Source organism: Stappia sp. P2PMeth1, assembly GCF_900185735.1.
Lineage (GTDB): Bacteria > Pseudomonadota > Alphaproteobacteria > Rhizobiales > Stappiaceae > Stappia.
In genome coordinates this window covers 42,469-58,605 of record NZ_FYAW01000014.1, presented here as the reverse complement: position 1 = coordinate 58,605, position 16,137 = coordinate 42,469, and the positions used below count along the sequence as shown (strand labels likewise).

At 68.8% G+C, this 16,137-nt stretch carries 16 protein-coding genes; all 16 read left to right on the top strand.

Annotated features, from left to right (window positions below; translation table 11 throughout):
- Window positions 1–26 precede the first annotated feature (26 nt).
- The 16 genes from P2PM1_RS07155 to hypB all read left to right on the top strand — a co-directional run bounded on the left by P2PM1_RS07155 (window position 27) and on the right by hypB (window position 16,127).
- Window positions 27–1,361 (top strand): sensor histidine kinase, encoded by a 1,335-nt coding sequence (locus tag P2PM1_RS07155; RefSeq protein ID WP_186398645.1) that lies wholly within the window; start codon window positions 27–29, stop codon window positions 1,359–1,361.
- A complete protein-coding gene (locus P2PM1_RS07150) occupies window positions 1,358–2,350 on the top strand; it encodes a HupU protein (RefSeq protein WP_186396146.1) in 993 nt (330 codons plus the stop codon). The genes P2PM1_RS07155 and P2PM1_RS07150 overlap by 4 nt, the downstream gene beginning before the upstream one ends.
- The gene (locus P2PM1_RS07145; RefSeq protein ID WP_186398644.1) at window positions 2,347–3,774 is read left to right on the top strand and encodes a nickel-dependent hydrogenase large subunit; all 1,428 of its coding nucleotides are present in this window, start codon (window positions 2,347–2,349) and stop codon (window positions 3,772–3,774) included. The genes P2PM1_RS07150 and P2PM1_RS07145 overlap by 4 nt, the downstream gene beginning before the upstream one ends.
- A 185-nt stretch (window positions 3,775–3,959) precedes the next feature.
- Window positions 3,960–6,230 (top strand): carbamoyltransferase HypF, encoded by a 2,271-nt coding sequence (gene hypF / locus P2PM1_RS07140; protein WP_208985208.1) that lies wholly within the window; start codon window positions 3,960–3,962, stop codon window positions 6,228–6,230.
- 203 nt (window positions 6,231–6,433) lie between these two features.
- The gene (locus tag P2PM1_RS07135; RefSeq protein WP_186387445.1) at window positions 6,434–7,519 is read left to right on the top strand and encodes a hydrogenase small subunit; all 1,086 of its coding nucleotides are present in this window, start codon (window positions 6,434–6,436) and stop codon (window positions 7,517–7,519) included.
- Between the two features lie 4 nt (window positions 7,520–7,523).
- Window positions 7,524–9,314, top strand: a complete 1,791-nt coding sequence (locus P2PM1_RS07130) for a nickel-dependent hydrogenase large subunit (RefSeq protein ID WP_186396150.1) — start codon at window positions 7,524–7,526, stop codon at window positions 9,312–9,314.
- Window positions 9,315–9,327: 13 nt separating this feature from the next.
- Entirely contained in the window at window positions 9,328–9,897 is a 570-nt protein-coding gene (locus tag P2PM1_RS07125) for a HupE/UreJ family protein (protein ID WP_186398642.1), read from the top strand.
- Between the two features lie 10 nt (window positions 9,898–9,907).
- Window positions 9,908–10,636 (top strand): Ni/Fe-hydrogenase, b-type cytochrome subunit, encoded by a 729-nt coding sequence (gene cybH, locus P2PM1_RS07120; protein WP_186398641.1) that lies wholly within the window; start codon window positions 9,908–9,910, stop codon window positions 10,634–10,636.
- 270 nt (window positions 10,637–10,906) lie between these two features.
- A complete protein-coding gene (locus tag P2PM1_RS07115) occupies window positions 10,907–11,524 on the top strand; it encodes a HyaD/HybD family hydrogenase maturation endopeptidase (RefSeq protein WP_186398640.1) in 618 nt (205 codons plus the stop codon).
- A complete protein-coding gene (locus P2PM1_RS07110; RefSeq protein WP_186387450.1) occupies window positions 11,524–11,844 on the top strand; it encodes a HypC/HybG/HupF family hydrogenase formation chaperone in 321 nt (106 codons plus the stop codon). Before P2PM1_RS07115 ends, P2PM1_RS07110 begins: the two co-directional genes overlap by 1 nt.
- A gap of 5 nt (window positions 11,845–11,849) precedes the next feature.
- Entirely contained in the window at window positions 11,850–12,281 is a 432-nt protein-coding gene (locus P2PM1_RS07105) for a hydrogenase accessory protein (RefSeq protein ID WP_186387451.1), read from the top strand.
- Window positions 12,278–13,114, top strand: coding sequence for a hydrogenase expression/formation protein (locus tag P2PM1_RS07100; protein WP_186387452.1), 837 nt, complete (start codon window positions 12,278–12,280; stop codon window positions 13,112–13,114). The genes P2PM1_RS07105 and P2PM1_RS07100 overlap by 4 nt, the downstream gene beginning before the upstream one ends.
- Window positions 13,111–13,968 (top strand): [NiFe]-hydrogenase assembly chaperone HybE, encoded by an 858-nt coding sequence (gene hybE, locus P2PM1_RS07095; RefSeq protein ID WP_186398639.1) that lies wholly within the window; start codon window positions 13,111–13,113, stop codon window positions 13,966–13,968. The genes P2PM1_RS07100 and hybE overlap by 4 nt, the downstream gene beginning before the upstream one ends.
- Window positions 13,968–14,861 carry a HupK protein gene (locus P2PM1_RS07090; RefSeq protein ID WP_186398638.1) on the top strand — a complete coding sequence of 298 codons (894 nt, stop codon included), beginning with the start codon at window positions 13,968–13,970 and terminating at the stop codon, window positions 14,859–14,861. The genes hybE and P2PM1_RS07090 overlap by 1 nt, the downstream gene beginning before the upstream one ends.
- Complete coding sequence (hypA, locus tag P2PM1_RS07085; protein WP_050474652.1) at window positions 14,854–15,195, top strand: hydrogenase maturation nickel metallochaperone HypA; 342 nt, start codon at window positions 14,854–14,856, stop codon at window positions 15,193–15,195. Before P2PM1_RS07090 ends, hypA begins: the two co-directional genes overlap by 8 nt.
- A complete protein-coding gene (gene hypB, locus P2PM1_RS07080; protein WP_186398637.1) occupies window positions 15,195–16,127 on the top strand; it encodes a hydrogenase nickel incorporation protein HypB in 933 nt (310 codons plus the stop codon). Before hypA ends, hypB begins: the two co-directional genes overlap by 1 nt.
- The last annotated feature ends 10 nt before the right edge of the window (window positions 16,128–16,137 follow it).

The window sequence follows — 16,137 nt, the reverse complement described above, 5'->3', positions numbered from 1 at the left end:
GGGTAAGGTGCCGCCTGGAGGAAACGATGGCCCAGCAGATATCACTTGATCCGGCGCAGCGCCCGAACGCGCTCAGCGACGAGGTCTGGATGGAGGTGCTGTCCGCCGTCGACCGGACCTATGCCGACCTTGTCGAGTATCAGGAACGGCTGGAGCGGCAGAACGCCGAGCTGGAGGCGATGCGCCGGTTCCTGGCCTCGATCCTCGCCTCCGTGTCCGACGTGCTGATCATCCTCGATCGCAACGGCGACATCGAGGAGACCTCGGCCTCCTTGTTGCGCCATCTCGGCGTCGAGCACGACCAGGTGACCGGGCGTCCGGTGGCCAGCCTCTTCGCGCGGGACGAACAGGCGGCGCTGGCCGGCGCGATGACGCGGGTGATGCAGACCCGCCAGCCGGAGACCATCGAGGCGCATCTGGTGGCTGAGGCCGGCGCGATGCCGCTGGAGCTGAACCTCGCTCCGCGTCTCGACGAGCGCGGCCGGCTCGCCGGTCTCGTCCTGTCCGGCCGCTCCGTCGGCGAGCTCCGGCAGGCCTATTCGGCGCTGGCCCGCAGCCATGACGAGCTGAAAGCCGCCCAGGCGCAACTGGTGCGCAACGAGAAGCTCGCCTCGCTCGGCCGCCTGCTCGCCGGCGTCGCCCACGAGCTCAACAATCCGATCAGTTTCGTCTATGCCAACGCCCATGCGCTGGAGCGCTACACCGGCAAGTTCGAGACCTATTTCCAGCGGGTCCAGGAAGGGGCGGGGCGCGAGGAACTCGTCGGCTTGCGCGAGCAATTGCGGCTCGACCGCGAGGTGCGCAACCTGCGCGAGGCGGTGCAGGGCGCGCGCGAGGGGGCCGAGCGGGTGCGCGACATCGTCGAGGACCTGCGGCGCCTGTCCGCCGACGGCGCGGGCGAGATGGTGCCGTTCGACCTGGTCGAGACGACGGCGGTCGCCGCGAACTGGGTGTTGCGCGGTGCCCGCCGGCCGGTCGCGGTGGCGGTCTCCGGCCGGGAACGGCTGATGGCCGTCGGCCGGCCGGGGCACATCCAGCAGGTGATCATGAACCTCGTCCAGAACGCGGTCGACGCGCTGGAGGGGCAGGCGGACGCGCGGATCGAGATCCGCCACGAACTGGTCGACGGCTACGCCAGGGTCAGCGTCAGCGACAACGGCGCGGGCGTGCCGGCGAGCCTGCAGCACGAGATCTTCGACCCGTTCTTCACCACCAAGCCGGTCGGCAGCGGCACCGGGCTCGGCCTGTCGATCAGCCACAAGATCGCCGAAGAGCATGGCGGTCGCCTGCGCCTGTGTCCGGCGAGCCGCGGCGCCTGTTTTCAACTCGATCTGACCCCGGCGGAGGAAGGCGGGCGATGAACCTCCTTTGGCTGCAAAGTGCGGGATGCGGCGGCTGCACCATGTCGCTGCTCTGCGCGGAAAATCCCAACGTCTTCGAGCTGCTGTCCGACGCGGGCCTGCGGGTGCTGTGGCATCCCGCGCTCAGCCTGGAGACGGGCGCCGAAGTGAGGTCGCTGCTCGGCGATATCGTCGAGGGGCGCCTGGCGCTCGACATCCTCTGCGTGGAAGGGGCCATCGCGCGCGGGCCGCGCGGCACCGGCCGCTACCAGATGCTCTCGGGCACGGGCGTCTCCATGCTCGACTGGGTGCGCCAGCTCGCCCCGCTTGCCGGTCACGTCGTCGCCGTCGGCTCCTGCGCGGCCTATGGCGGCATCACCTCTGCCGGCGGCAACCCCTCCGACGCGGCCGGCCTGCAATACGAGGGCGCCCATGCCGGCGGCATCCTGGCGCCGGATTTCCGGGGCCGGCTCGGCCTTCCGGTGATCAACGTCGCCGGCTGTCCGACCCATCCGGACTGGGTCAGCGAGACCTTGCTGCTGCTGAAGGCGGGCGTCTTCGGCGCCGGCGACATGGACTCGCTCGGCCGGCCGAGATTCTATGCCGACCATCTGGTTCATCACGGCTGCCCGAAGAACGAGTTCTACGAGTACAAGGCGAGCGCGCGGGAGCTGTCCGAGATCGGCTGCATGATGGAGCATCTGGGCTGCGTCGGTACCCAGGCGGTCGGCGACTGCAACATCCGGCCGTGGAACGGGGAGGGCTCCTGCACGCGCGGCGGCTATCCCTGCATCGCCTGCACCGCGCCGGAATTCGAGGAGCCGCGCCACCCCTTCACCGAGACGCCGAAGATCGCCGGCATCCCTGTCGGCCTGCCCTCCGACATGCCCAAGGCCTGGTTCATGGCGCTGGCCTCGCTGTCCAAGGCGGCAACGCCCCAGCGCATCGCCCGCAATGCGGTCGCCGACCGTGTCATGGTTCCTCCGACGATCCGCAAGCCGCGCAGATGAGCGAAGGACGCCTGATTGTCGGTCCCTTCAACCGGGTTGAGGGGGACCTTGAGGTGCATCTCGACCTGGCCGACGGGCACGTGCGCAGCGCCCGCGTCAACGCGCCGCTCTATCGCGGCTTCGAACGCATGCTCGAAGGCAAGGACCCGCGCGATGCGCTCACCATCACGCCGCGGATCTGCGGCATCTGTTCGATCAGCCAGTCGGCCGCCGCCGCCCGGGCGCTGGCGGACGCGATGGGCCTTGCCCCCTCGCCGCAGGGCCTGCTGGTGGCGCAACTGATCCATGCGGTGGAGAATGTCAGCGACCACCTGACCCATTTCAACCTGTTCTTCATGCCGGACTTCACCCGCCCGGCCTATGCGGCGCGGCCCTGGCACGGGCAGGCGGTCTCCCGCTTCACGGCGATGGAGGGCAGCGCCCAGCGGGCGGCGGTCGAGGCGCGGGCCGGGCTGATGCACATCCTCGGCATGCTGGCGGGCAAGTGGCCGCACACGCTGGCGATCCAGCCGGGCGGGGTCACCCGCGCGCCCGGCCCCCGCGACAAGGTGCGGCTGGCAACCCATCTGCGCGCCTTCCGCCGCTATCTGGAGACGGTGGTGTTCGGGGCTGATGTCGAGGCTTTCGCGGACCTTGCCTCCGCCGACGAGCTGATGCGCTGGGCGGGCGGCGATGCCGGCCTGTTCCTGGAGATCGCCGCCGACACGCAGCTTGCCGGGCTGGGGCGCGGTGCCGGCCGCTATCTCAGCTTCGGCGCCTATCCGCTGGCGGGCGGCTACGGGTTCCGCCCCGGCGTCTGGGAGGGCGGCTTGAGGCCGCTCGATACGAGCGCGGTGATCGAGGATGTCAGCCATGCCTGGATGCTGGGCGACGCCGCGCACCCCTTGGCCGGCGCGACCCTTCCCGACGAGGACATGCGCGAGGAGGCCTATAGCTGGTGCAAGGCGCCGCGCCTGTCGGGGCAGCCGATGGAGACGGGAGCGCTGGCGCGGCAGGTGATTGACGGCCATCCGCTGGCGCTCGATCTGGCGCACCAGGGGGGCGTTCTGGCGCGGGTGGCGGCGCGCCTGCTGGAGATTGCCCGCACCCAGATCCTGATGGAGCACCTGGTCGCCGCCATCGAGCCGGGCGCCGGCTTCATGGTATCCGGCCGCCTGCCGCAGCGCGCTGTCGGCGTCGGCCTGGTCGAGGCGGCGCGCGGCGCGCTCGGACACTGGCTGCGGATCGAGAACGGACGGATCGCTGGCTACCAGATCATCGCCCCGACCACCTGGAACTTCAGCCCGCGCGATGCCGCCGGCATTCCGGGGCCGCTGGAGGCGGCGCTGGTGGGCACGCCGGTGGAGGACGGCGAGAGCACTCCGGTCGCGGTCCAGCATGTGGTTCGCTCCTTCGATCCCTGCATGGTCTGCACCGTGCACTGACGCCAGTCACCCTTTTGAATCTGAAGTTCGTTCAGAGCCTGTCGAGTAATGTGACGAACTTCAGATTCAAGAGGGTGACCAGCAAGTCTATGTTTCTAGTGTGGTTTTCGAATTTGAAATACGCTCACCGGCACGCTGCAAAAATGAGGCGTATTTCAAATTCACCACACTAGCGGGAGGTGGTCATGGTCGAAGGCTGGATCATCCGGGTGCGCGGCCAGGTGCAGGGGGTCGGCTTCCGTCCCTTCGTCTGGACGCTGGCCCGCCGACACGGCCTGCGCGGCTTCGTGCTGAACGATCCGGAAGGGGTGCTGATCCATGCCGCCGGACCGGGCATCGACAAGCCGGACAGCGAGGGGCCGGGTCTCGATGCCTTCGCTCTGGCGTTGCGGACGCAGGCGCCGCCGCTCGCCCGCGTCGACGCGGTCGAGTGCCGGCGGGCCCGCTTCGACGACCTGCCGCCGACCTTCGAGATCCGCGCCTCGGCCGGTTCGGGCGCCGAGACCCGGGTGACGCCGGATGCGGCAACCTGCGCCGCCTGCGCGGCGGAAATCGTCGAGCCGGGCCGCCGCCGGGGTTATGCCTTCACCAATTGCACCCATTGCGGGCCGCGCTATTCGATCCTGCGCAGCCTGCCCTATGACCGCGCCCGCACCGCCATGTCGGTCTTTGCCATGTGCCCGGACTGCGCGGCGGAGTATTCCGACCCCGCCGACCGGCGCTTCCACGCCCAGCCGATCGCCTGCCCGGCCTGCGGGCCGAGGCTGTGCTACGAGGAGGGCGGGCGCGAGCGTCCCGGCGATCCGCTGACGCTGGCGGTGGAGCGGCTGCGGGCGGGCGGGATCGTCGCGGTCAAGGGGCTTGGCGGCTTTCACCTGGCCTGCGACGCCGGCAATGCCGACAGTCTCGCCCTGCTGCGCCGGCGCAAGCGCCGCCCGGCCAAGCCCTTCGCGCTGATGGCCGGGGAGGCGGATCTTGCGGCGGTGGCCGATCTGTCGCCGGCGGCGCTGGCGCTGCTGCGCGATCCGGCCGCGCCTGTGGTGCTGGTCCCCTCCCGCCGGGTGCTGCCCGAAGCGGTGGCGCCGGGCATGACCTCGCTTGGCGTCATGCTGCCCTACACGCCCTTGCACCACCTGCTGCTCGCCGCGTTCGGCGGCGTGCTGGTGATGACCTCCGGGAACCTCTCCGGCGAGCCGCAGGTGATCGGCAACGACGAGGCGCGCGAGAAGCTTGCCGCCTTTGCCGACGGGTTCCTGCTGCATGACCGCGACATCCTGCGCCGTCTCGACGACGGGGTGGAGCGGGCCGAGCCGCCGATGGTGCTGCGCCGCGCCCGCGGCCGGGTTCCCGGCACGCTGCCGCTGCCTCCAGGTTTCGCGGCCGGGCCGCAGGTTCTGGCGCTGGGCGGCCAGATGAAGGGCGCCGTCTGCCTCGTCAAGAACGGCCAGGCGCTGCTGTCGCAGCATCTCGGCGACCTCGACGACGCCCTGACGCTGGACGAGTTCCACAAGGCCATCGCCGATTGCACGGCGCTGTTCGACCATCGGCCCGACCGGGTCGCCATCGATCTGCATCCGGACTATCGGGCAAGCCAGGCGGGCGAGGCGATGGGCCTGCCGGTGACCCGCGTCCAGCATCACCACGCCCATCTCGCCGCCTGCCTTGCCGACAATCTCTGGCCGTCGGATGCCGGGCCGGTGGCCGGGATCGTGCTCGACGGCACCGGCCTTGGGACCGACGGCACGCTGTGGGGCGGCGAGGTGCTGCTCGGCGACTATGGCGAGTTCGAACGGATCTGCCGGTTGCGCCCCGCACCGCTGGCCGGCGGCGACCGCGCCGCGCTGGAGCCCTGGCGCAACCTGCTGGCGCGCCTCGACCAGGCGGAACTCGCGGGTGGCGCGGACGATCTCGCGCAGCGGCTGATGGCCGGCCGGCCGGTGGAGCAACTGCGCGCCGCCCTGCGCGCGGGGATCAACGCGCCGCTGTCCTCCTCCGCCGGGCGTCTGTTCGATGCGGTTGCCGCCGCGCTCGGCCTTTGCCCCGACGCGCAGAGCTATGAGGGCGAGGCGGCGATGCGGCTGGAGGCGATGGCGGCGAGCGCGCCCGCCTACCCGTTCGCGGTGAGCGGGGGGGAGATCGACCCCGCGCCGATGATCCGCGCCCTGCTTGCGGATCTGGCGGGGGGCACCTCCCCGGCACGGATCGCCGGTGCGTTCCATGCGGGGCTCGCCCGCGCCTTCTGCGTGCCGGCCCGCGATCTCGTCGAGACGGGACGGGCGCGGGCGGTCGCCCTTACCGGCGGCTGTTTCCAGAATGCCCGGCTGCTCGAGGCCTGTCAGGCCGAACTGTCCGGCCTGCCGGTGCTGGTCCATCGCCAGGTGCCGGCCAATGACGGGGGCCTTGCCCTGGGCCAGGCCCTCGTCTGCCTTGCCCGCGCCGGGGCGGAAGCGGGCTGACCGCCTGGCCCTGTCCGGCGGTCAGGGGCTTGACATGCGTCGGACGCGAAAAATCCGAAAAATCGGATCAAGCTGTTGATATCAAAAAGGTAATTTTTATTTCTGCGTCAGGTGTTTTTCTGCAGGCGCGGGGAGGGGCCGGCACGACATCATCCTCTCGGTACGGTCGAAACACGACATTTCACGCACCGAGGGAGGACACCTTGTCGCAAGTCGAAACCTTTTACGACGTGATGCGGCGCCAGGGCATTACCCGGCGAAGCTTCATGAAATATTGCAGCCTGACGGCGGCCGCGCTCGGCCTGGGCCCGTCTTTCGTTCCCAAGATCGCCCATGCGATGGAGACCAAGCCGCGCACGCCGGTGATCTGGATCCACGGCCTGGAATGCACCTGCTGCTCGGAGAGCTTCATCCGCTCGGCCCATCCGCTGGCCAAGGATGTGGTGCTGTCGATGATCAGCCTCGACTATGACGACACGCTGATGGCGGCGGCCGGCCATGCGGCCGAGGCGGCGCTGCAGGACACGATCGACCGGTACAAGGGCAACTATATCCTCGCCGTCGAGGGCAATCCGCCGCTCAACGAGGACGGCATGTATTGCATCGTCGGCGGCAAGCCGTTCGTCGACCAGTTGCGCCATGCGGCCGAGCATGCCAAGGCGATCATCTCGTGGGGCGCCTGCGCCTCCTATGGCTGCGTGCAGGCGGCGGCGCCCAACCCGACCCGCGCGACGCCGGTGCACAAGGTCATCCTCGACAAGCCGATCATCAAGGTGCCGGGCTGCCCGCCGATCGCCGAGGTGATGACCGGCGTCATCACCTATATGCTGACCTTCGACCGGCTGCCGACGCTCGACCGTCAGGGGCGCCCGGCGATGTTCTATTCCCAGCGCATCCACGACAAGTGCTATCGCCGGCCGCATTTCGACGCCGGCCAGTTCGTCGAGACCTGGGACGACGAAGGCGCCCGCAAGGGCTTCTGCCTCTACAAGATGGGCTGCAAGGGACCGACCACCTACAACGCCTGCTCCACCATCCGCTGGAACGAGGGCGTCTCCTTCCCGATCCAGTCGGGCCATGGCTGCATCGGCTGTTCGGAGGACGGGTTCTGGGATCAGGGCAGCTTCTATGACCGGCTGACCAACATCAAGCAGTTCGGGGTCGAGGCGAATGCCGATCAGGTGGGCATGACGGCCGCCGGCGTCGTCGGCGGCGCCGTGGCGGTGCATGCGGCGGTCTCGGCGCTGAAGCGCGCGCAGAAGAAGACCCAGGACAAGGTGGAGGCTTGAAACGATGACCGCAACTCCGAACGGTTTCAACCTCGACACCTCGGGCCGGCGCATCGTCGTCGATCCGGTGACCCGCATCGAGGGTCACATGCGCTGCGAGGTCAATGTCGACGAAGGCAACGTGATCCGCAACGCCGTGTCCACCGGCACCATGTGGCGCGGCCTCGAAGTCATCCTCAAGGGACGCGATCCGCGCGATGCCTGGGCCTTCACCGAGCGCATCTGCGGCGTGTGCACCGGCACCCATGCGCTGACCAGCGTGCGCGCGGTCGAGGACGCGCTGGGGATCACCATCCCCGACAATGCCAACTCGATCCGCAACATCATGCAGCTCAACCTGCAGATCCATGACCACGTGGTGCATTTCTACCATCTGCACGCGCTGGACTGGGTGAACCCGATCAATGCCTTGCGGGCCGACCCGAAGGCGACGTCGGAGCTGCAGCAGGCGGTCAGCCCGAGCCATCCGCTGTCGTCGCCGGGCTATTTCCGCGACGTGCAGAACCGGCTGAAGAAGTTCGTGGAATCCGGCCAGCTCGGCCTGTTCAAGAACGGCTACTGGGACAATCCGGCCTATCTGCTGCCGCCGGAAGCCGACCTGATGGCGACGACCCACTATCTGGAGGCGCTCGACCTGCAGAAGGAGATCGTCAAGGTCCACACCATCTTCGGCGGCAAGAACCCGCATCCGAACTGGCTGGTCGGCGGCGTTCCGTGCCCGATCAACATCGACGGCGTCGGCGCGGTCGGGGCGATCAACATGGAACGGCTGAACATGGTCAGTTCCATCATCGACCTGTGCAACACGTTCAACCGCAACGTCTACATCCCCGACGTGATCGCCATCGGCGGCTTCTACAAGAACTGGCTCTATGGCGGCGGCCTGTCGGGCCAGGCGGTGCTTGCCTATGGCGACATCCCCGAGCATCCGAACAATTTCGATGCGGGGCAGTTGCACCTGCCGCGCGGCGCCATCATCAACGGCAACCTCAACGAGGTTCACGACGTCGACCCGCGCGATCCCGAGCAGGTGCAGGAATTCGTCGACCATAGCTGGTACACCTATGCGGAGCCCGGCAAGGGCCTGCATCCCTGGGACGGCGTCACCGAGCCGCGATACGAGCTCGGCCCGAAGGCCAAGGGCACCCGCACCAACATCGAGGAACTGGACGAGAGCGCCAAGTATAGCTGGATCAAGGCGCCGCGCTGGCGCGGCCATGCCATGGAGGTCGGCCCGCTGGCCCGCTATGTCGTCGGCTATGCCAAGGGGCACGAGGACATCAAGAACCAGGTCGACGGCCTGCTCAGGACGATGAACCTGCCGGTCTCCGCGCTGTTCTCGACCCTGGGACGCACCGCGGCGCGGGCGCTGGAGTCCGAATATTGCGGGCGCCTGCAGAAATACTTCTTCGACAAGATGATCACCAACATCAAGAACGGCGATCAGTCGACGGCCAATGTCGAGAAATGGGACCCGAAGACCTGGCCGAAGGAGGCCAAGGGCGTGGGCATGACGGAGGCGCCGCGCGGCGCCCTCGGCCACTGGATCAGGATCAAGGACGGCCGCATCGACAACTACCAGTGCGTCGTTCCCACCACCTGGAACGGCAGCCCGCGCGACACCAAGGGCAATATCGGCGCCTTCGAAGCCTCGCTCATGAACACCTACATGGAGCGCCCCGACGAGCCGGTGGAGATCCTGCGCACGCTGCACAGCTTCGACCCGTGCCTGGCCTGCTCCACCCATGTGATGTCGCCCGACGGCGACACGCTGACCACGGTCAAGGTCCGCTGAGGGAGGGAACCCCATGAATTACGCAGTCTTTCTGGGAGCCCTGCTCCTGTCGACCCCGGCCCTGGCCCATACCGGCCATGGCGAGACCTCCGGTCTCCTCGCCGGGCTCCTGCATCCGGTCCTCGGCCTCGACCATCTGCTGGCGATGGTGGCGGTCGGCATCTGGTCGGGTCTTGCCCTGCCCCGGCATCCCTGGGGCGGGGCGGCCGCCTTCCTCGGCGCCATGCTGGCGGGGGCGGGCCTCGCCTTCGCCGGGATCGCCATGCCGGCCGTCGAGGCGCTGATCCTCGCCTCGGTGGTGATCTTCGGCCTCCTGGTGCTGGTGGCGAAACCGGACATGCCGGCCGCGCTCACGGTTGCGGCGCTCGTCGCGATCGGCTTCTTCGCGCTCGGTCACGGCCATGCCCATGCCAGCGAGGCGGAGGGCGGCGCCATCGCCTATGTCGCGGGCTTCGTGATCGCCACCTCGCTCCTGCATGTGGCGGGCATCGGCGTCGCGCGCGGCATCGCCGGCAAGCTGGTGCTGCAGCGCGTCCTGGGCGGCGCCATCGCGGTCGCCGGCCTGCTGCTGGCCGCATCATGAGGAGGCGGAGATGAACAAGGACAGCCATGCCCTCGAGCTGGAGGCGGAACTCGCTTCGGCCCAGCGGCAGTCATCGGTCTATGTCTACGAGGCGCCGGTACGGATCTGGCACTGGGTGAATGCGGCGGCGATCCTGGTCCTGTGCGTGACCGGGTACTTCATCGGCAGCCCGCCGCCCTCGGTCGGCCAGCACGAGGCCTATGACCAGTTCCTCTTCGGCTATATCCGCTTCGCGCATTTCGCCGCGGGGATGATCCTGACCGTCGGGTTTCTCGGCCGCATCTACTGGGCGATCTTCGGCAATCACCATGCCCGGCAGCTCTTCTATCTGCCGGTGCTGAACGGGCACTGGTGGCGCGAGATCTGGTTCGAGATCCGCTGGTACCTGTTCCTGGAGAGCGAGCCGAAGAAATATATCGGCCACAATCCGCTGGCCCAGCTCGCCATGTTCTTCTTCATCACGATCGGCATCAGCTTCATGATCGTGACCGGCATGGCGCTCTACGCGGAAGGGGCGGGCCAGGGCTCCCTGTACGACGATCTGTTCGGCTGGGTCATCGGCCTTGTCGGCAACACCCAGCGGCTCCACACGCTGCATCATCTCGGCATGTGGTGGATCGTGATCTTCATGATCGTGCATATCTATGTCGCGATCCGCGAGGACATCATGAGCCGGCAATCGATCGTCTCGACGATGATCTCCGGCCACAGGACCTTCAAGGACGACCGCACGGACTGAACGTCCCGTTCGGGTGGCGGCGGCATGCCGTCACCCGACTCATGCCGATGGGATGGAAGGTTTCTTTCCATCGATTGTCGATTTTGGAAGAGTAATTTGCGGCTTATTGTTGTCGCGAGGGGCGAAAAACCCGCCTATCTCCTTGTAGCAATTGATAAATAATATTTATTGCCGGTTCGCTGAAAAACCTGCCGCCGAACCGGTGGTTGGCCTAGTCTTCCCTCAAAGGGCGGAAAGCCCGCATGCGAGCACCGTTCCGGGGAGGGGGACATGCCAGCGACCGAACCATCTTCCATTCTTGTTCTGGGCATTGGCAACGTCCTGTGGGCCGACGAAGGCTTCGGCGTGCGCTGCGTCGAGGCGCTGGCTTCCGCCGTCGCCCTGCCGGAGCACGTTCGCCTGCTCGATGGCGGCACGCAGGGGCTCTATCTCCTGCCGTTTCTGGAGGAGGCGGAGGCCCTTCTCGTCTTCGATGCCATCGATTACGGCCTGGAGCCCGGCACGCTGAAGCTGGTGCGCGACGACGAGGTGCCCGCCTTCATGGGCGCAAGGAAGATGAGCCTTCACCAGACCGGTTTCCAGGACGTGATCGCCACCGCGCAACTGCTCGGGCGCTGTCCGCACAAGCTCACGCTGATCGGCTGCCAGCCGGTGGAGCTGGAGGATTACGGCGGCGGTCTGCGGCCGCAGGTCGCCGCGGCCATTCCCGGCGCGCTGGACCTTGCCCGCGCCGAACTGGCCGCCTGGGGTGTGGAGATCGCCGCCGGCCGCAGCGCCGCCGATCTTGCCGATCCCTCGATCCGCCGCACCGCCTATGAGCAGGGGCGTCCCTCGGCGGAGGAGGCCTGCCGCACCGGCGACGCCCGCTTCTTCCCCGGGAGCCTGTGATGTGCATCGGCGAGCCGGCGCGGCTCGTCTCTCGCGACGGGATCGCCGGCACGGCGACGATCGACGGCCGGGAGACCCTGATCGACCTCTCGCTGACGCCCGACGCGAAGGCGGGCGACTGGCTTCTCTGCTTTCTCGGCACGGCCCGCGAGATCATCGCAGCGCAGGAGGCGGCGGCGGTCGCCGCCGCGCTGGAGGGCCTGCGGCGGGTCATGGCCGGCCAGGATCCGGGCGCGGCCTTTGCCGACCTGGACGCGCGGGAACCCGAACTGCCGCCCCATCTTCAGGCCGCTCTCGCGGCCGGTCACAGCCAGGGATGATCCTCATGCACGATCCGTCCGGCGCCGCCCTTGCCTCCGGCGCCTCTCTCTCCCATCCGCTTCTGCGCCGCCTCGTCGACGATCTCGGCTGGCCGCTGCTGGCAAGCCTTGACGAGGTCTCGGCCTTCACGGCCCGGCCCGGAACCCACTGCCTTCTCGTTCCCGGCAATCCGGCCCGCAACCTGGAGACTGCCGATGCGGCGGTGGTCCTGCCGGAGCTGCGCATGGCGTTTCAGGGCGTGTTCGACTGCGCGCTCGTCGACGACGCGGTGGAGGCGCAGGTGCGCGAGACCTTCAACGCCCTGAAGACGCCGGGCTTCCTGTTCTTTGCGGAAGGGACCTATCTCGGATCGATCCAGAAGATCCGCGATTGGGACGACTACATGGTGCACCTGCCGCGCCTGCTTGGCCTCAGAACCCCGGAGCGGATGCAATGAGCAACGGATTCCTGTTCCCCCCGGTCGGATTCGGACCCGGTTCCCAGCCCGACGACGACGAGGAACTGTCCTACATGGCGCTGCCGTCGGGCATGCGCACCTATGTGCCGCATCTGCCCGAGGTGGGAGATCCCTCGCAGGTCACGCCGGCGCTGAAGACGCTGGCCGATATCGCCGGCGCCTGCGAGATCGCCGCCGCCGCCGGCGGCGAGCGCGCCGAGTTCGACCTGTCGGGCATGGACCCGGCGAGCCGGGCGCTGATGGCCGAGACGCTCGGCCAGGGCGAGGTGTCCATGAAGCTGAGGGGCGTGCCGGCCCTGATGGTCCAGGAAAGCGTCTTCGCCGGGGTCTGGATGCTGGCGGGGGCCGGCATCGACCGCATCGAGGTCGGACCGGTCCCGGCCGAGGCGATCCGGCGCGCCCATGGCGGCGGAGCCCCGGCGCCGATGCTCTCCGCGCCGCGCCCGGCCGGCGTCGTCAATGCGCCTGCCCTGCTGGCGGAACTGGCGGACCAGTCGGCGAGCTGGCAGCCGGGCCGGCTGCCGCATGTGGTCAATCTCTCGCTGCTGCCGCATACGGAGGAGGATCTCCTGTGGCTGGATGCGGCGCTCGGCAAGGGGGCGGTCACCATCCTGTCGCGCGGCTATGGCAACTGCCGGATCAGCGCCTGCGCCCTGCCGCAGGTCTGGCGGGTGCAGTTCTTCAATTCGATGGACGCGCTGATCCTCGACACGTTCGAGGTGACGACCATTCCTGAAGTGGCGCTCGCCGCCCCGGAGGACCTTGCCGACAGCGGCGGGCGCATCCGTGAGGTTCTGGAGGCGATCCGATGACCCGGTTCGAGGGATCCTATCTCGGCGCCAACGACCGGATCAGTCCGCTGGCGATCATGGAATGCAAGATCTGCTGGACGCCCTACGATCCGGCGGAAGGGGACGACACGCGGCAGGTGCTGCCGGGCACCCCGTTCCAGGCGCTGCCGGAGGACTGGAAGTGTCCCGGCTGCGATGCCCCCAAGCACCAGTTCATGGTGCGGGAGGATCCCGGCTCGCCGGCCCTGCTGGCCGAGCAGGACATCGCCGGACGCACGGCGATGCTGGTCGCCGACTTCAAGGATGTCTGGCTGTCGAAGATGCGCGACGTGCCGCTGATCAATCAGGCGCTGCATGTCGAGGCGATCGGCTTTCGCCTGCATGAGGGGCGGCCGCTCGGCGTGCTGATCACGCCCTGGTTCATGAACCTGGTGCTGCTGCCGGGACCGGGCGAGGACTGGAGCGAGCTGGTCCAGGGCACGAAGGAGGTGATCGCTTTCCCCTCCGGCGACTACGAATTCCTGCATAACCGGCGCGATCTCACCGGCGGCTACAAGGCCTGTTCGCTGTTCTCGCCGATGGGCGACTTCAACAGCCAGATGCAGGCGCAGGACGTCGCGCGGGCGGTGATGATGGCGCTGTTCGATCCGGCCAACCGGGACGAGACCAACCGCGCGGCCGACATCCGGGCGGCGCGAGAGGCCGAACTGGCGCCGCCGCCCGAGACGTCCGAGGCGGGGAGCGAGGAGGATCCCGCTGGGACGCAGGGCGTGAGGGAGACGGCGCCGAGCCGGCGCCGGCTGATCACTGCCGGCCTTGCCGGCGAGCCCGCGCCTGTTGCCGCGGCGCCCGAAACGGGGGAGCGCGACGGGTGATGAGCGGGCAGGGGCTGACCATCGTGCTGGCACGGCGGGGGGGCGGGCTTGACGCCCGTCTTGCCCGCGCGCCCGCCATGCCGGTGGAGGCCCTGCTGCTCGGCCGCCCGGTGGCCGAGGCGCGCCAGCTCCTTGGCCGCCTGTTCGGCCTGTGCCGCTGCGCCCATCTGGGCGCGCTGGACCTTGCTCTCGGGCTCGGTGCGCCCGATCCGGCCGATCTTGCGGCCGAAATCCGGACCGATCACCTCGCCCAGCTTTTCGTTCATCTGCCGCCGCTGCTGGGGCTTGCACCGCAGGCGCCGCCGCGCGGCGATCTCGAAGCCGCCCTGCTCGGCGGGGCGGGAGAGCGCTTTGCCGCGGGCGACCTGGCGGGATGGCTGGCGTCGGGTGAGGGCGTGTCGCCGCTGATGCGGCGCATCGCCGACGCCTTTCCGCCGGGGGAGGCCGATCCGGGCCTGCCGCCGCTCGGCCGCGGCGCGCCGCCGCGCCCCGGCGCGGCGCTGAATGTGCCGGCGGCGCGGGTGGCAACGCATCCGATGCTGGCCGAAGCCGCCCGGCGCCACGGTCGCGGGCCTCTCTGGCAGGCGCTCGGCCTCGTCGCCGACCTGCTGGCGCTGGCGGTGCCCGGACACCTCGCTGCCAGATTGGCCGCCCCGTCCTGCGCGCTGGTGCCGGCCGCGCGCGGCACCTATGCCTTGACCGCGACCGCGAGCGGCGGTCTGCTGACCCGGCTCGACCGGCTGACGCCGACGGACGATCTTACCGCGCCCAGTGGGGCGATCGAGCGCGCGCTGGCGCGGCTCGCCCCGTCGCGCCGGTCCCTCGCGCCGCTGGTGGTCAGGCTTCTCAACCCGTGCGAGCGGTTCCAGGTGGAGGAGGCGGCCCATGCATGAGATGTCGCTTTGCGAAGGCATCCGCCAGGTGATCGAGGGGCAGGCCGAGGCGCATGGCTTTTCGCGCGTTGCCGTGGTGCGGCTGGAGATCGGGCGCTTTGCGGGCGTCGAGCGCGCCGCGCTCGACTTCGCCTTCGACGTGGTGATGCGGGGCGGGGTCGCGGACGGTGCCCGGCTGGAGATCATCGACCTGCCCGGCCGGGCCACCTGCTTCGATTGCGCCGCCGAGGTCGATCTCGACGACCGGCTGGCGCCCTGTCCGCGCTGTGGCGGCGGGCGGCTGTTGCCCGTCGGCGGGGACGAAATGCGGATCAAGGATCTGGAGGTGAACTGATGTGCACGGTATGCGGCTGCGGCGACAGCGTGACGAAGGACGGCGTGCCGATCGACGATCATCACCGCCATGACCATTCCCACGACCATTCTCACGATCACGATCACGATCATGGGCATGGGCATGGTCACCACCATCACGATCACGATCACCATCCTCATGACCACCACGACCATGATCATCACCACCATGGCGCTCACGATCATGACCACCATCACTACGGCACCGGGCCGGCGGGCGTTTCCGTGCCCGGCCTGTCGCAGGAGCGGCTGATCGCGGTGGAAACCGCGATCCTGTCGAAGAACGACAGCCACGCCGCCGGCAACCGGCGGGTGCTGAAGGCGCTCGGCGTCTACGCGGTCAACCTCGTGTCGTCGCCCGGCTCCGGCAAGACGACGCTGCTGTGCCGCACCATCCGCGACCTCGGAGCAACGCCGCTCGCTGTGATCGAGGGCGATCAGCAGACCTCGAACGACGCCGACCGCATCCGCGAGACCGGCGCGCGGGCGATCCAGATCAACACCGGCAAGGGCTGTCATCTCGATGCCCATATGGTCGGTCACGCGATGGACGATCTGCCGCTCGCGCCCGACAGCCTGCTGTTCATCGAGAATGTCGGCAACCTGGTCTGCCCGGCGGCCTTCGATCTCGGCGAGGATGCCAAGGTGGCGATCCTCTCGGTGACCGAGGGCGAGGACAAGCCGCTGAAATATCCCGACATGTTCACCGCCGCCCGTCTTGCGCTGGTCAACAAGACGGATCTCGCGCCGCATTGCGACGTCTCGCTGGAGGCCTATGAGGCGAACCTGAAACGGGTGAACCCGCTGATCGAGGTGCTGTTCGTCTCCGCCCGCACCGGCGAGGGAATGGACGCCTGGCTCGCCTGGCTCGCCGCCCGCCGCGCCGAAAAGCGCCTGGCCAGGGCCTCGTGAAGGACCGCGC

Excerpts from the sequence above, each read along its gene's own strand:
- P2PM1_RS07145 (WP_186398644.1), top strand. The coding sequence starts at position 2,347 with ATGAGCGAAGGACGCCTGATTGTCGGTCCCTTCAACCGGGTTGAGGGG.
- P2PM1_RS07125 (WP_186398642.1), top strand. The coding sequence starts at position 9,328 with ATGAATTACGCAGTCTTTCTGGGAGCCCTGCTCCTGTCGACCCCGGCC.
- P2PM1_RS07105 (WP_186387451.1), top strand. The coding sequence starts at position 11,850 with ATGCACGATCCGTCCGGCGCCGCCCTTGCCTCCGGCGCCTCTCTCTCC.
- hypB (WP_186398637.1), top strand. The coding sequence starts at position 15,195 with ATGTGCACGGTATGCGGCTGCGGCGACAGCGTGACGAAGGACGGCGTG.
- P2PM1_RS07115 (WP_186398640.1), top strand. The coding sequence starts at position 10,907 with ATGCCAGCGACCGAACCATCTTCCATTCTTGTTCTGGGCATTGGCAAC.
- cybH (WP_186398641.1), top strand. The coding sequence starts at position 9,908 with ATGAACAAGGACAGCCATGCCCTCGAGCTGGAGGCGGAACTCGCTTCG.
- hypF (WP_208985208.1), top strand. The coding sequence starts at position 3,960 with ATGGTCGAAGGCTGGATCATCCGGGTGCGCGGCCAGGTGCAGGGGGTC.
- hybE (WP_186398639.1), top strand. The coding sequence starts at position 13,111 with ATGACCCGGTTCGAGGGATCCTATCTCGGCGCCAACGACCGGATCAGT.
- P2PM1_RS07110 (WP_186387450.1), top strand. The coding sequence starts at position 11,524 with ATGTGCATCGGCGAGCCGGCGCGGCTCGTCTCTCGCGACGGGATCGCC.
- P2PM1_RS07150 (WP_186396146.1), top strand. The coding sequence starts at position 1,358 with ATGAACCTCCTTTGGCTGCAAAGTGCGGGATGCGGCGGCTGCACCATG.
- P2PM1_RS07155 (WP_186398645.1), top strand. The coding sequence starts at position 27 with ATGGCCCAGCAGATATCACTTGATCCGGCGCAGCGCCCGAACGCGCTC.
- P2PM1_RS07100 (WP_186387452.1), top strand. The coding sequence starts at position 12,278 with ATGAGCAACGGATTCCTGTTCCCCCCGGTCGGATTCGGACCCGGTTCC.
- P2PM1_RS07090 (WP_186398638.1), top strand. The coding sequence starts at position 13,968 with ATGAGCGGGCAGGGGCTGACCATCGTGCTGGCACGGCGGGGGGGCGGG.
- hypA (WP_050474652.1), top strand. The coding sequence starts at position 14,854 with ATGCATGAGATGTCGCTTTGCGAAGGCATCCGCCAGGTGATCGAGGGG.
- P2PM1_RS07130 (WP_186396150.1), top strand. The coding sequence starts at position 7,524 with ATGACCGCAACTCCGAACGGTTTCAACCTCGACACCTCGGGCCGGCGC.